Genomic DNA, 14001 nt, shown 5'->3' with positions numbered 1-14001 from the left:
CCTGTAACCCTGGTGATTTAATTCACAGGGACACAGTTTGTTCCAGACAGCAAAATCAGCTTAGCCGTACTCTGCGATCGCAAGTCTATCGCAACCGGCACCGTCGAACTCATCGACCGCACTGAAACTTTGCCCAATCCCCAGCCACGAGAATGGTGGCCGGCAATTGACGTCTTCGGTTTCACACTGGATGTCCGGCGGGTTTTCAGAAATCGACAGCCACAGCGGTGGTCCCGCCGTTTCAAAGTCGCATTGGTCGCCGGCGGCTTCGAGGTATCTCGTCGTGTCGCGGCGACGCACCCGCCATACGGGCAGCATCTCCAGAAAATTGAGAATTCGTATCATCATGATTGTCAGGCGAAATATCTATTAAAAACAACGTCCGCACTGTGGCACGCCCGCCGCGCAAGCGCATCCCTGCAAAGGTACAAGCGGAACGAATGGTCGGATTGTGCCAACATTCCGTCATACAGTGTCAGATCGGCTTCGAAACAATCGCGTCAGCGACCGAGCTGCACGATCCAGCGTGTCCACTCTGCGCTATCCGGTTTGATAATATCCGGTATGGTATCGCGGTTTTCGGATGCGAAATGCCGCATCTGACGCGGCGACAGGCCGAAGGTCTTCTTGAAAACGCGGCTGAAATTTTCCGGGTTGGTGAAGCCATAGGACGCCGCCACCTCAGCTATCGTCATATGGGCCGACTGCGGCGCCCGTAGGAAATCCATTGCCCGTTCGAGGCGCCTATGGGTGATGCAGGCCGAAAACCCGCCCAGCGGTTCGAAAAGCCGGTAGACGGTGCGTCGCGATACGCCGAACTCGCCCATGACCTTTTCCACCGACAAGGCCGGATCGAGCAGGTGATTGTCGATATAGCGCCTGATGGATGCTCGCAGCGCCCGCTGAACACCCTGCGCATTGTCTTCCCGGACATGATTATTGATGGCAGCCGCGGCAAGCTCCAGCAGTGGCGAGACCGTGGCCGCGCCGTCATTCGCGTTCATGACGTCAAAGTGGCGGTAAACGCTGGTCATCGTTTCCCGCAGCAGAGATACCAGGGGCAAACCGGCCGGCAGCACGCGCTCGTGATTATTGCCGGAACCGATGAGCCTGCCTTCCAGCAGCCGGCGCGGTACGACAAGGCTCAGATGATCGTGATCGGTTGTGGCTGTGGCCAGCGGCTGCGCCATGTCAATGATGTAGAGATCGCCCGGGCCGGCAGTCTCGCCCGCTCCGCGCCGCGACATGCTTTGGCCGCTGGCGTAAAATTGCAGGAGAAAGCCGTCCATCCCGTCCCGGGCAATCTTGTGGCGCGAGCGGTCGAAATCCTGCGCCGAGGACTGGGTGCGGCCAAGCGCGACATTGCCGATGAAGGCTGCATCGACACTGGCAAAAAACCCGTCATCCTGCGATCTGCGCAGGCGGGCATCAAAAAGCACGTTGATCGAATCCCGCCACAGCGCCATGGCGTCGCGCTTCGGCACATGGCGTGTATCGAAACGCGAGCGCGCTAGCGGAGCTTCCGAAAACCCTGTGTTCATAATACCGCTGTTCCGTGAACACGGCGCTGACCCCGCCGCACGCAAAAATATACAGTATTGAAATCGCCTCACAATACCTGAAGGATGGCAGATCGTTCGCTTGAGCCGGATGCGCGAAAATTATTTAGCGGTCCAGCCGCCATCGATGGAAATGGTGGTGCCGGTGATGGAGCGCGCCATATCGCCGGTGAGGTAAAGCGCCATCTCCGCCACTTCCTCCGGCTGCACGAAACGTCGAGTCGGCTGCGGCGCAAGCATCACCTTCTTCACCACCTCATCCTCGCCCATGCCATGCAGGCGCGCCTGATCGGCAACCTGCGCCGCGACGAGCGGCGTCCAGACGTAACCGGGGCAGATGGCGTTGCAGGTAATGCCAAGTTCGGCCACTTCCAGCGCCACGCTTTTCGTCAGGCCCACCACGGCATGTTTCGTCGCCACATAGGGACCCTTGAAGGGTGAGGCGCGCAATCCATGCGCGGAAGCAATATTGACGATGCGCCCCCAACCCCTTTCCTTCATGCCCGGCAGGGCTGCACGGATCGTATGAAAAGCACTGTCGAGGGAGATCGCGACAATATGGGAGAAATCGGCGAAATCGAATTCGTCGATCGGCGCGACCTTCTGGATACCCGCATTGTTGACGAGCACGTCGATGTGACCGAATTCGGCAATGACGGTTTCCGGCAGATGTGCACTCTCGTCATAATTGGCGAGGTTGGCAGAAAAATAGACCGGCCGGTGCCGCGCTACCTTCGTAACCGCCTCCAGTGCCTGCGTCGCCGCCTCCACGGTTTCTATGCCGTGGACGGCGACGAGAAATCCCGCCTCGGCAAAACGTTTGGCGATGGCAAGGCCAATGCCGCTGGTGGAGCCGGTGACCAGAACGGTTTTCGGTTGATCCTCCATCATCCTAATCCTTCAGTTGCGGCAGGTTGCGGAAAAGCTCGAGCGCTTCGGGATTGGCGAGCGCGTCGGTGTTTTTCACCGGCCTGCCATGAATGGTGTCGCGAACTGCGATTTCGGAAATCTTGCCCGAGCGGGTACGGGGAATGGCCGTGACGGCAATGATCCTTGCCGGAACATGCCGTGGCGTAGCACCCGAGCGGATGCGCGTACGGATGGTCTTTTCGAGTTCCTCCGTCAGCGCTGCACCCTCTTTAAGGCGCACGAACAGGATAACCCGCTGGTCACCGTCAATGTCCTGACCCACGGCAATCGCTTCCTCGACCTCCGGCACTGCTTCCACCTGACGGTATATTTCCGCCGTACCGATGCGAACCCCACCGGGATTGAGCGTCGTATCCGAGCGCCCGTGGATGACATATCCGCCGGTGGCACGCATTTCGGCAAAATCGCCATGCGCCCAGATGCCCGGGAAGCGATCGAAATAGGCAGCCTGATAACGAGAACCGTCCTCATCGCCCCAGAATTTGACCGGCATGGAAAGATGGGCATTGCGGCAGACGAGCTCACCAGCCACGCCGCGAACGGGATGGCCTTCATCGTCCAGGGTATCGACATCCATACCGAGCATCGCGCCCTGCAGCTCCCCACGGTGAACAGGTTGCAGCGGATTGCCGCCAAGGAAACAGGCGCATATATCCGTGCCGCCGGAAATGGAGGCGAGATGCAGATCGGCCTTCCAGTCGCGATAGATATAATCGAAGGATTGCGGGATGAGCGGCGAGCCGGTGGAAAGGATTGTCCGAAGGGATGAAAGGTCATGGGTTTCGCGCGGTTTCAACCCTGCCTTCAGGCATGCGTCGATAAATTTGGCCGATGTTCCGAAGGTCGCGATCCGTTCGGCGTCAATGAGATCGATCAGCCGCGCGGGCGACGGATAACCCGGGTTGCCGTCATAGGTGACGAGGGTGGCGCCAAGCGCCAGGCCGGACACCTGCCAGTTCCACATCATCCAGCCGCAGGTAGTGAAATAGAAGAAACGTTCGCCTTGCCTGATATCACATTGCAGCTTCTGCTCCTTCATATGCTGAAGAAGCAGGCCACCGCCGGAATGGGTGATGCATTTCGGCTTGCCGGTGGTGCCGGAGGAATAAAGGATCGCCAGCGGCGCCTTGACCGGCAGCCGGTTAAACGCGATTTCACCCGGCTCAAAGGGCGAAACGAAATCATTCAACGTCACGCAGCCGAGATCGGAAAGGCTGGCGGGAACAACGTCACCAATCAGCACGATCTTTTGAGGGGCAGCGCTTTCCACCACCGCGCGGATGGTCGGAGCGACATCGATCCGCTTGCCGGCATAACCGTATTCCGGCACGGCGATGAGGATTTTCGGATCGATCTGCGAGAGCCGGTCGGACGCTCCCGCCGGGCCGAAATCCGGTGAACAGGACGACCAGATGGCTCCGATGGCGCTCGTTGCCAGATAACCGACGATCGCCTCGATATCGTGGGTGACGATAGCGCCGATACGATCGCCTTCCTGCACGCCTGCGTGGACAAGCGCCTGCACCATGCGGGAGACATCCGCATAAAGCTGCCTGCGGCTGATTTCACGCCGCGTGCCATCATCGCGATGGGCGATGATCGCCAACCGTTCATCGGCATCGCGCAGCAGGTTTTCGGCATAATTGAGCCTCGCGCCGGGATAAAACTCGGCTTCCCGCATGGTCGCGCCAGGCTTGAAGGCACTTTCGCCGCGCGTGCCGATGATCCCCAGCTCGTCCCAAAGGGCATTGTAAAAGGCATCCGGTGCCTCAATGGACCAGCGCAGCAGGCCGGAATAATCATCAGCCGAAAGCCCATGCAGCGATGCGGTCCTTGTGGCAAAGGCAAAAAGCGCCGAGTGCTCCAGCCTTTCCATTGGCGGTACCCACAGAATATCCGACGGCGTGGCGTCCATCATGCCTCGCCTCCGCGTAGCATTTCGACGATTGCGGAGAAATCACGCGCCCCACCGCCCTCACCCACGAAGTTCTCATAAAGCGTCGATGCTGCGGCGCCGAGTGGAGTGTCAACGCCGGCTCCATTCGCGGCCGCCTGCGAGAGTAGCAAATCCTTCAGCATCAGCGCCGCGGCGAAACCCGGTTGATAATCATTGTTCGCCGGTGATGTCGGCACTGGTCCCGGCACCGGGCAATAGGTGGTGAGCGACCAGCATTGACCCGATGAGGTGGAGGCGACATCGAACAGCGCCTGATGCGAAAGGCCGAGTTTTTCGCCCAGCACGAAGGCCTCGGAAACCGCAATCATGGAAATGCCGAGGATCATGTTGTTACAGATCTTGGCCGCCTGGCCGTTGCCGCCCTTGCCGCAATGGACGATCTTCTTGCCCATGGCTTCCAGCACCGGCTTGGCCGCCGAGAAAGCCTCGGCCTCGCCGCCACACATGAAGGTCAAGGTGCCGGCACTGGCACCGCCCGTACCGCCAGATACAGGCGCGTCGACGGAGGGGCAACCGGCTGAAGCGGCAAGCTCGTGTGCCTTCAGGGCGCTGTCCATATCCACCGTCGAGCAATCGATGAGAAGCGTTCCGGCAGCTATTTTCTGCACCAGATCGCCATATACCGAAACAACATGTTCCCCCTTCGGCAGCATGGTTACGATCACTTCTGCCGCATCAATGGCTTCGGCAGAATCCAAAGCGACGGGAATTCCGGCCTCCCTCGCCGCCGCGCGGCATGCCTCGGAAAGGTCGAAACCCCTGACGGCATAACCGGCCTTGACGAGATTGGCGGCCATCGGCAGGCCCATATGGCCAAGTCCGATAAAAGCGACGGTCTTCATGGGAACGCTCCTCTTAGCGATTATCCGCAAGGATCATGTCGGCAGCCTTTTCGGCAATCATGATCGTTGGCGAATTGGTATTTCCGGACGTGATCCTCGGCATGATGGAGGCGTCCGCCACACGCAGCCCTGCAAGCTTGCGGAATTTCAGCCGCGTATCGACAACACTTTCGGCATCGGAGCCCATGCGCAGGGTGCCGACGGGGTGGAATATGGTCGTGCCGATATCGCCCGCAGCGCGGGCCAGATCGTCGTCATTCTCAAAAGTGGGGCCGGGCCGGTATTCCTGCGGTTTGAACCGCGAAAAGGCGGGCTGGTTGACGATGCGGCGCGTCAGCCGCATGGAATCGATGGCTACCCGGCGGTCGCCTTCCGTCGACAGATAATTCGGTCGGATTTCCGGCTGCATGGCGAAATCCGGTCCTTTTACATGCACTGAGCCTCGGCTTTCGGGCCGAAGATTGCAGACACTTGCCGTAATGGCCGGAAAAGTGTGAACCGGATCACCAAACTTGTCGAGTGACACCGGCTGGACATGATATTCCAGATCCGCCGTCTCCTTTTCCGGAGAGGAACGGGTGAAGACACCAAGCTGGCTCGGCGCCATCGACATCGGCCCGGAGCGGGTCAAAGCATATTCGAGGCCGATCCTTGCCTTTCCGAACAGGGTGGAGGCCCTCTCATTCAGCGTCAGGACGCCTGAAACCTTATAGACCATGCGTAATTGCAGATGATCCTGCAGGTTCTCGCCCACACCTTGAACTTCCGTCACTGTGTCGATACCGGCGGCCTGCAACACGTCGCCGCGGCCGACGCCGGAAAGCTCCAGAATGTGTGGTGAACCGACTGCACCTGCCGAAAGCACCGTTTCGCGCCGTGCACGCATCTTTTTCAAGACGCCGTCGTGGTGAAACTCGACGCCTGTGACCAGGCCCTCTTCGACAATGAGACGCTTGACATGGGCCTTGGTCATGACTGTCAAATTCCGGCGGCCAAGCGCCGGTTTCAAAAAGGCCTTGGCCGTGTTCCAGCGCCAGCCCGACCGCTGGTTCACATCGAAATAACCGGCCCCTTCATTGTCGCCCCGGTTGAAATCTTCGGTCGCAGGAATGCCGGCCTCACCCGCCGCCTGCTGAAAGGCATCAAGCACATCCCAGCGCACGCGCGCCTTCTCCACCCGCCATTCGCCGCCGGTGGAATGCATGTCGCCCTTGCCGCGATAAAAATCCTCCGACTTCATGAAATAGGGCAGGATATCATCCCATCCCCAGCCCTCGCAGCCGAGTTGACGCCAGACATCGTAGTCGCGGGCCTGACCACGCATATAGATCATGCCGTTGATGGAGGAGCAGCCGCCGAGAACCTTGCCGCGAGGATAGATCAACGACCTTCCGTTAAGCCCAGGTTCTTCCGCCGTCTTGAAACACCAGTCGGTGCGCGGATTGTTGATGCAATAGAGGTAACCGACCGGAATATGGATCCAGTGATAATTATCGTTGCCACCCGCTTCCAGCAGCAGGACGCGATTGTTCGGGTCTTTCGAGAGGCGGTTGGCGAGAACGCATCCCGCACTTCCCGCTCCGATGACGATATAGTCAAATTCCGCCATGCTATTCTCCATGGGGCGCCCTTGCCGCGTCGCCCCGGACGCGGAGGAGCCTTCCCCCTGTTTCAAAAAATTCTTATCCTCGGTGCTGAAAACCCAGTCTTCGCCCGAGCCGCGAAGCGTAAAATTCACCGATCAGGCCGCGCCGGAACACCAGAACGCAGGCCATGAAAACGAGGCCGGTGATGATGGTGACCGGGAAATCGGATGTCGCGAGATAGTTCTGCAGTGCGACGACAAGCCCCGCACCGAAGATCGGGCCGATCATGGTGCCAATACCGCCGAGCAGGGTCATCAGGATAACCTCGCCCGACATCTGCCAGGCCACATCGGTCAAGGTTGCGAACTGGAACACCAGCGCCTTCAGGCCGCCCGCAAGACCGGCAAGCGCCGCCGACATGACGAAAGCACCAAGCTTGTAACGCTGCACGCTGTATCCAAGAGAAATGGCGCGCTGCTCGTTTTCGCGGATGGATTTCAGGATCATGCCGAACGGCGAGTTGACGAAACGCCAGATGACGAGAAGTGCCAGCACGAAGGCGGCAAGCACCGTGTAGTAAATGTTCAGCGGCGCGTTGAGATCGAGAAGGCCGAAGAGGTGTCCACGGGGCACGCCCTGCAACCCGTCCTCACCATGGGTGAAGGGTGCTTGAAGGCAGAAGAAATAAAACATCTGCGACAAGGCAAGCGTGATCATGGCGAAATAGATGCCCTGCCGGCGAATGGCGAAAAAGCCGATGACGAGGCCAAGAAGGGCGGCACCCGCCATGCCGATGAGGAGGCCGATCTCGGGCGTGACGCCCCATTCCTTCACCGAATAGGCGGTGAAATAGGCAGCGCCGCCGAAAAATGCCGCATGGCCGAAGGAAAGCAGCCCGGTGTAACCGATCAGCAGATTGAAGGCGCAGGCAAACAGCGCGAAGCAAAGCAGCTTCATCAGAAAGATCGGATAAACGAACATCGGTGCAGCGATCAGCACGGCCAGTCCTGCCAGTATCAGCACGGTCTTGATGGTTCCAGCGGTTGCGGAAACCTCGGCCTGCGGCATCGCGCCGGCTGTCGGGTTGTGAGTGGCTTTGGACATATCAGGCGTCCTTTCCGAAAAGTCCGGCGGGGCGGATGAGCAGCACAAAGGCCATGATGACGAAGATGACGATGTTGGACGCTTCCGGGTAGAACACCTTGGTCAGGCCTTCAGCGATACCCAGCATGTAGCCGGTGACGATGGCGCCCATGATCGACCCCATGCCGCCGACCACGACGACGGCGAAGACGACGATGATGAGGTTGGTGCCCATCAGCGGTGAGACCTGATAGATCGGCGCGGCCAGCACGCCGGTGAAGCCGGCAAGGCCCGCACCCAGCGCGTAGGTCAGCGTCAGGAGCACAGGCACGTTGATACCGAAGGCCTGCACCAGTGTCGGATTTTCCGTCGCCGCCCGCAGATAGGAGCCGAGCCGCGTCTTTTCGATCAACGCCCAGGTGGCGATGCAGGCGACAAGCGAGATGACGACGACGAAAGCGCGGTAGTTCGGCAGGAACATGAAGCCGAGATTGGTGCCGCCGGCAAGCTCGCGCGGAACCGAATAAGGTTGACCCGCCGCACCATACAGCCAGCGGAACGTGCCTTCCACCACCAGCGCCAGGCCGAAGGTGAAGAGCAGCCCATACAGAGGATCGAGATCGTAAAGCCGCGACAGTAGCAGGCGCTCGATGATCGCGCCGAAAAGTGCAACGACAAGCGGCGTCACCAACAGTGCCCACCAGAAGCTGATGCCGAAATATTGCAGGCCGAGAAAGGCGACGAAAGCGCCAAGCATATATTGGGCACCATGGGCGAAATTGATGACGCGCAGCAGGCCGAAAATGACGGCAAGGCCGAGCGACAGGAGCGCATAAAACGACCCGTTGATGAGGCCGATCAGCAATTGCCCGAGCAGGGCCTGAACCGGAACGCCGAAGAGCATCGTCATCGTTAAACCCCCAGCACTTTATTGAGTTCGCCCATGCGGCCGGAAAGCTCGCCCACCGGAAAATTGCTGACCATCTGGCCATGATCCATCAGGTAGAAACGATCCGCGATGCGGCTGGCGAAGCGGAAATTCTGCTCGACCAGAACCACGGTCATGCCACGACTTTTCAAGGTCTTCAGCACCTCGCCGATGCGCTGCACGATTACAGGCGCAAGCCCTTCGGTCGGCTCGTCGAGCAGGAGAACCTTGACACCTGTGCGCAGGATGCGCGCCATGGCCAGCATCTGCTGTTCGCCGCCGGAAAGCTTGGTGCCGGGGCTCGCCCGACGTTCATAAAGATTTGGAAACAGCTCGTAGATTTCATCGAGCGTCATGCCGCCGGATGCGACGACGGGCGGAAGTTTCAGATTTTCCTCGACGCTCAGTGTCGCGAAGATGCCGCGCTCTTCCGGCACGAAACCGAGGCCGTATTTCGCCGTGCGATGCAACGGCACCGGCATCAGATCCTTGCCGCCGAGCTTGATCACGCCCTTGCGGTTGCGGATGATGCCCATGATGGTGCGCAGCGTCGTGGTCTTGCCAACCCCATTGCGCCCGAGAATGGTGATGGTTTCGCCTTCGCCGACGGTCAGATCGACACCGTGCAGCGCCTGGCTTTCGCCGTACCAGGATTTCAGGTTGGAGACTTCGAGCATTGCCGCCATATCACGCCTCCTCCGTGCCCATATAGGCCGTACGCACGCGCGGATCGGCGGATACGGTGGCGTAATCGCCTTCCGCCAGAATTTCGCCCCGCTGCAGCACCGTGACCTGATGGCAGATATCCGCCACGACCTTCAGATTGTGTTCGACCATCAGCACCGCGCGCGTTTTGGCCACTTCGCGGATGAGATCGGCGACATGCGCGACATCCTCGCCCCCCATGCCCGCCATCGGCTCATCGAGAAGCAATACCTTCGGGTCGAGCGCAAGCGTGGTGGCGATTTCAAGAACGCGCTTGCGACCGTAGGAAAGATCGGCCGCAAGTGCATTTTTTTCCCGTGTCAGGCCAACCGTTGCGATCAACTCCTCGGCACGTGCATTGAGCCTGTCGAGTGAAGAAAGCGGCAGCCAGAATTGCGTTGAAAGGTTATTCGGCCGCTGCAACGCCACCCGAACGTTCTCAAGAACCGTCAGATGCGGAAACACCGCCGATATCTGGAAAGACCTGACGAGACCGAGCCGCGCCACCTTGTCCGGCGGCGTCTTTGTTATATCCGTTCCCATGAAGGTGATCGCCCCGCCTGTCGGCTGGAGAAACTTGGTCAACAGGTTGAAGACCGTGGTTTTGCCGGCGCCGTTCGGACCAATAAGTGCATGCACGCGGGCATGATGGACGTCGAGATCGACGTTTTTCACGGCCGCGAATGCGCCGAAGGTCTTGGAGAGACCGCGCGCCGAAAGCACGACGCGGGGTTCCGCCTGACCGGCAGGGGCGGGAGCGATCATCATGAAGTTCCCCCTTTTTACTGCGTTACCAGCGGGCAACCGCTTTTTGCGGGGTCCATGAAGGCTTCCTTGCCGGGGATCGTGGCAAGCACCTTGTAGTAGTCCCACGGCTGCTTGCTCTCATCCGGCTTCTTTACTTCCATCAGATACATGTCGTGGATCATGCGGCCATTGGCGGCCACATGGCCATCCTTCGAGAAGACGTCGTTGACAGGCATTTCCTTCATGGCCTTTGCCACGGCGTCAGCATCGTCGGTGCCGGCCTTATCGATGGCCTTCAGGTAATGCAGCACGGCGGAATAGGTGCCAGCGTGGACCATGTTCGGCATGGCGCCGGTACGTTCCTTGAACCGTTCGCCGAATTTGCGCGATTCATCATCGCGGTCCCAATAGAACCCTTCCGTCAGCGTCAGGCCCTGAGCCGCTTCGAGACCGAGGCCGTGCACTTCGGCAAGCGTAAAGAGAAGGGCCGCCAGCCGCTGCCCGCCCGCAACGATACCGAATTCAGCGGCCTGCTTGATGGCGTTGGAGGTGTCGAGACCGGCATTGGCAAGGCCGATGACCTTCGCGCCTGATGACTGCGCCTGCAACAGGAAGGAGGAATAATCCGTAGAGGCCAGCGGATGGCGCACGGAACCCAGCACCTTGCCGCCATTGGCCTTGACGAAGTTGGACGTGTTTTCTTCCAGCGAATAACCGAAGGCGTAATCCGCAGTCAGAAAGAACCAGCTGTCGCCACCCTGTTTCACCAGCGCACCGCCTGTGCCGACTGCCAGCGAATAGGTGTCGTAGGCCCAGTGGAAACCATAGGGGCTGCACTGCTTGCCCGTCAGTTCCGTGGTCGCAGCGCCCGTGTTGATGGTGATCTTCTTTTTGTCCTTCGAGAGAGCCTGCACGGCAAGGCCGACCGAGGAAGAGGTCAGTTCCATGATCGAATCCACCTGTTCGGTGTCGTACCACTGCCGGGCGATGTTGGAGGCGACATCCGCCTTGTTCTGGTGGTCAGCCGTTACCACTTCCACCGGCGCACCCAGCACCTTGCCGCCAAAATCCTCGACCGCCATCTTCGCGGCCTCATAAGAGTATTTGCCGCCAAAATTGGCGTAGACGCCCGACTGGTCGTTCAAGATGCCGATCTTGACCTTGCCGTCCGAAATCTCGGCAGCGTAAGCGGCGGTGCCTGCCGCCAGTGCCATGGCCGTGGATAAAACGATACTCTTGCGCATGACTTCTCCTCCCAGAGATGATTGCGAGCCTCAGATAGGTCTGTGCAACGGTGAACGAAGGCGCATGGCGATCGTCCCACGGTGTTGCATCACAACGGTCGCGCCACCCTCCTCAAAGCAGCGCCTCCCTATGTAGACTTCTCGAATTCGGCCGTTGACACAAGAGCGGGGCATCATCAAATTGCGAACAGGAACTGTTCATTTTTGAACAGACCTGGCAATGGAGACCGAATTGGCCACGCCTTTTACCTGGGACGACCTGCAATATTTTCTGGCGGTGGCCCGCACCGGACAACTTTCATCGGCAGCGCGTAGCCTGCGCACCAGCCACGCCACCGTCTCCCGCCACATCGACCGGCTGGAATTCTCGCTTAAAACCAAACTGTTCGAGCGAAATCCACGTGGTTACGAACTGACGACGGTCGGGCGGCGCCTGGTCGATACCGTCGAGCGCATCGAGGCGGAAGCGGAAAGATTGCAATCGGATATTTCCGAAAGCGGCAGCCTGCTGCGCGGCGTGGTCAGGCTCAGTGCGCCTGAAGGTTTTTCCAACTTTTTCTTCGTGGAAAGGCTGAAAGACTTCGCCGTCACCCATCCGCACATCATGGTGGAGATGGTTACGATCCAGCAGATCATGGCATTGTCGAAGAAAGAAGCGGATGTGGCGGTCACACTCGATCCGCCGAAAGCAGGCCCCTACATCAACGAACAGATCGTCGATTACACGCTGCATATCTACGCATCGCGTTCCTATCTTGCCAGCCACCCGAAAATCACCCGCCGCGAAGATTTGCCCGATCATTTCTTTATCGGTTACGTGCAGGATCTGATCTTCTCGCCGGGCCTCGATTACATGCGCGACGTGATGCCCGGCCTCCGACCCAACTTCCAGTCATCGAGCATTTTTGCGCAGTTGACTGCAACGCTGAGCGGACGTGGCCTTTGCATATTGCCCAACTTCATCGCCGCACGCTTTCCGGACCTGCAGATGGTGCTGGCAGGTGAAGTGGAACTGCGGCGGGGTTACTGGCTGACGAGCCATCAGGACCTTGCCAATGTGCCGCGCGTGCGCTCGCTGATGGATTTCATTCTCACGACGGCGCGCGCCCACCAAAATCTCTTCATCCTCGACCGCAAGACGATCGCCTGAAACAACCGTCGTTCACATTTCGGCGACACCGTGTCTACGCGTGGCGGATTGGAGAATCCGCACTGCAGCCTATATGACTGACAACAACGATGCCGGCTCAAGTCAGCTGCATCCTAAACATTTGGAAGGTCATCATGAAAAAGATCGGATTTCTATCCTTCGGACACTGGACGCCCTCGCCCCAGTCGCAGACCCGCTCTGCTGCAGACACCCTGCTGCAATCGATAGACCTGGCCGTTGCTGCGGAAGAACTCGGCGCCGACGGCGCTTATTTCCGTGTCCACCACTTCGCCCGCCAGTTGGGATCACCTTTTCCGCTGCTTGCCGCCGTTGGCGCAAGAACGAAAAGTATCGAGATCGGCACCGGCGTCATCGACATGCGTTATGAGAACCCCTTTTACATGGTGGAGGATGCGAGTTCAGCCGATCTCATCGCCGGCGGACGCCTGCAACTCGGCATCAGTCGCGGTTCTCCCGAACAGGTGATCGACGGCTGGCGCTATTTCGGCTACCGCCCTGCCGAGGGCCAGACCGAGGAGGACATGGCGCGCCAGCACACCGAAGTCTTCCTCGAGCTTCTGAAGGGCGAAGGTTTCGCCGAGCCGAACCCTCGGCCGATGTTTCCCAACCCGCCCGGCCTGCTGCGGCTGGAGCCGCACTCCGAAGGGTTGCGCGAGCGCATCTGGTGGGGTTCTAGCTCCAATGCGACGGCGGTTTGGGCGGCAAAGCTTGGCATGAACCTTCAAAGCTCCACCCTGAAAACGGATGAGACCGGCGAACCCTTCCATGTGCAGCAGGCCGAACAGATCCGTGCTTACCGCGCCGCATGGAAAGAGGCTGGACACGCCCGCGAGCCTCGCGTGTCTGTCAGCCGCAGCATCTTCGCTCTCGTCAGCGATCGCGACCGATCCTATTTCGGTTACGGCAGCGAGGGTGACGACAAGATCGGTTACATCGACGACAAGACGCGCGCGATCTTCGGGCGCAGCTACGCCGCCGAACCGGAAGCATTGATCGAGCAGCTAAAAGCCGACGAAGCTATCGCCGAGGCCGACACACTGTTGCTGACCGTGCCGAACCAGCTGGGCGTCGACTACAACGCCCATGTTATCGAGACGATCCTCAAACAGGTGGCTCCTGCACTCGGCTGGCGCTAAGTCTGGCAAAACCTGCATCAAGCCCACACCGTCACCCCGGATTAGATTCTGGGTGACGGTGCGATCAAGTCTTCGATAGCGCACGATTCCTTTGACGACGCCGAAGCCCCGTG

Annotated in this window: 13 protein-coding genes; 2 read left to right on the top strand and 11 right to left on the bottom strand. The window is 59.4% G+C overall.

Annotated elements, in window-relative coordinates:
- Positions 1-60: 60 nt before the first annotated feature.
- From J5276_RS21120 to J5276_RS21070, 11 genes are all read right to left on the bottom strand, one after another.
- Entirely contained in the window at positions 61-345 is a 285-nt protein-coding gene (locus J5276_RS21120) for a hypothetical protein (RefSeq protein ID WP_113048410.1), read from the bottom strand.
- A gap of 155 nt (positions 346-500) precedes the next feature.
- Complete coding sequence (locus tag J5276_RS21115; protein ID WP_050923926.1) at positions 501-1544, bottom strand: helix-turn-helix domain-containing protein; 1044 nt, start codon at positions 1542-1544, stop codon at positions 501-503.
- A gap of 117 nt (positions 1545-1661) precedes the next feature.
- Positions 1662-2447, bottom strand: coding sequence for a 3-hydroxybutyrate dehydrogenase (locus J5276_RS21110; RefSeq protein ID WP_111802071.1), 786 nt, complete (start codon positions 2445-2447; stop codon positions 1662-1664).
- A gap of 4 nt (positions 2448-2451) precedes the next feature.
- Complete coding sequence (locus J5276_RS21105; protein WP_174012235.1) at positions 2452-4407, bottom strand: acetoacetate--CoA ligase; 1956 nt, start codon at positions 4405-4407, stop codon at positions 2452-2454.
- On the bottom strand, positions 4404-5288 hold the full coding sequence (mmsB, locus tag J5276_RS21100) for a 3-hydroxyisobutyrate dehydrogenase (protein ID WP_174012233.1): 885 nt from the start codon (positions 5286-5288) through the stop codon (positions 4404-4406). The genes J5276_RS21105 and mmsB overlap by 4 nt, the downstream gene beginning before the upstream one ends.
- Before the next feature lie 13 nt (positions 5289-5301).
- Positions 5302-6897 (bottom strand): GMC family oxidoreductase, encoded by a 1596-nt coding sequence (locus tag J5276_RS21095; RefSeq protein WP_065658700.1) that lies wholly within the window; start codon positions 6895-6897, stop codon positions 5302-5304.
- 73 nt (positions 6898-6970) lie between these two features.
- Complete coding sequence (locus J5276_RS21090; RefSeq protein ID WP_065658701.1) at positions 6971-7978, bottom strand: branched-chain amino acid ABC transporter permease; 1008 nt, start codon at positions 7976-7978, stop codon at positions 6971-6973.
- 1 nt (position 7979) lies between these two features.
- Positions 7980-8867, bottom strand: coding sequence for a branched-chain amino acid ABC transporter permease (locus J5276_RS21085; RefSeq protein WP_013762104.1), 888 nt, complete (start codon positions 8865-8867; stop codon positions 7980-7982).
- Between the two features lie 2 nt (positions 8868-8869).
- Positions 8870-9571 carry an ABC transporter ATP-binding protein gene (locus J5276_RS21080; RefSeq protein ID WP_004431956.1) on the bottom strand — a complete coding sequence of 234 codons (702 nt, stop codon included), beginning with the start codon at positions 9569-9571 and terminating at the stop codon, positions 8870-8872.
- A gap of 1 nt (position 9572) precedes the next feature.
- Complete coding sequence (locus tag J5276_RS21075) at positions 9573-10358, bottom strand: ABC transporter ATP-binding protein (protein WP_025595206.1); 786 nt, start codon at positions 10356-10358, stop codon at positions 9573-9575.
- Positions 10359-10372: 14 nt separating this feature from the next.
- Entirely contained in the window at positions 10373-11581 is a 1209-nt protein-coding gene (locus J5276_RS21070; RefSeq protein ID WP_013762102.1) for an ABC transporter substrate-binding protein, read from the bottom strand.
- Between the two features lie 232 nt (positions 11582-11813).
- Between J5276_RS21070 and J5276_RS21065 the strand changes: the two genes are divergently transcribed.
- Together J5276_RS21065 and J5276_RS21060 are read left to right on the top strand one after the other, a co-directional pair.
- On the top strand, positions 11814-12731 hold the full coding sequence (locus J5276_RS21065; RefSeq protein ID WP_025595208.1) for a LysR family transcriptional regulator: 918 nt from the start codon (positions 11814-11816) through the stop codon (positions 12729-12731).
- A 134-nt stretch (positions 12732-12865) separates the two neighbouring features.
- Positions 12866-13888 carry an LLM class flavin-dependent oxidoreductase gene (locus tag J5276_RS21060; protein ID WP_004431948.1) on the top strand — a complete coding sequence of 341 codons (1023 nt, stop codon included), beginning with the start codon at positions 12866-12868 and terminating at the stop codon, positions 13886-13888.
- The last annotated feature ends 113 nt before the right edge of the window (positions 13889-14001 follow it).

The sequence above is a fragment of the Agrobacterium sp. S7/73 genome (genome assembly GCF_019355535.1).
Taxonomy (GTDB): domain Bacteria; phylum Pseudomonadota; class Alphaproteobacteria; order Rhizobiales; family Rhizobiaceae; genus Agrobacterium; species Agrobacterium tumefaciens.
This window is presented reverse-complemented; position numbering and strand designations above follow the sequence as displayed.

Coding starts and splice junctions, on each gene's coding strand:
- J5276_RS21120 (WP_113048410.1), bottom strand. CDS start 345: ATGATACGAATTCTCAATTTTCTGGAGATGCTGCCCGTATGGCGGGTG.
- J5276_RS21105 (WP_174012235.1), bottom strand. CDS start 4,407: ATGATGGACGCCACGCCGTCGGATATTCTGTGGGTACCGCCAATGGAA.
- J5276_RS21090 (WP_065658701.1), bottom strand. CDS start 7,978: ATGTCCAAAGCCACTCACAACCCGACAGCCGGCGCGATGCCGCAGGCC.
- J5276_RS21085 (WP_013762104.1), bottom strand. CDS start 8,867: ATGACGATGCTCTTCGGCGTTCCGGTTCAGGCCCTGCTCGGGCAATTG.
- J5276_RS21060 (WP_004431948.1), top strand. CDS start 12,866: ATGAAAAAGATCGGATTTCTATCCTTCGGACACTGGACGCCCTCGCCC.
- J5276_RS21110 (WP_111802071.1), bottom strand. CDS start 2,447: ATGGAGGATCAACCGAAAACCGTTCTGGTCACCGGCTCCACCAGCGGC.
- J5276_RS21095 (WP_065658700.1), bottom strand. CDS start 6,897: ATGGCGGAATTTGACTATATCGTCATCGGAGCGGGAAGTGCGGGATGC.
- J5276_RS21075 (WP_025595206.1), bottom strand. CDS start 10,358: ATGATGATCGCTCCCGCCCCTGCCGGTCAGGCGGAACCCCGCGTCGTG.
- mmsB (WP_174012233.1), bottom strand. CDS start 5,288: ATGAAGACCGTCGCTTTTATCGGACTTGGCCATATGGGCCTGCCGATG.
- J5276_RS21080 (WP_004431956.1), bottom strand. CDS start 9,571: ATGGCGGCAATGCTCGAAGTCTCCAACCTGAAATCCTGGTACGGCGAA.
- J5276_RS21070 (WP_013762102.1), bottom strand. CDS start 11,581: ATGCGCAAGAGTATCGTTTTATCCACGGCCATGGCACTGGCGGCAGGC.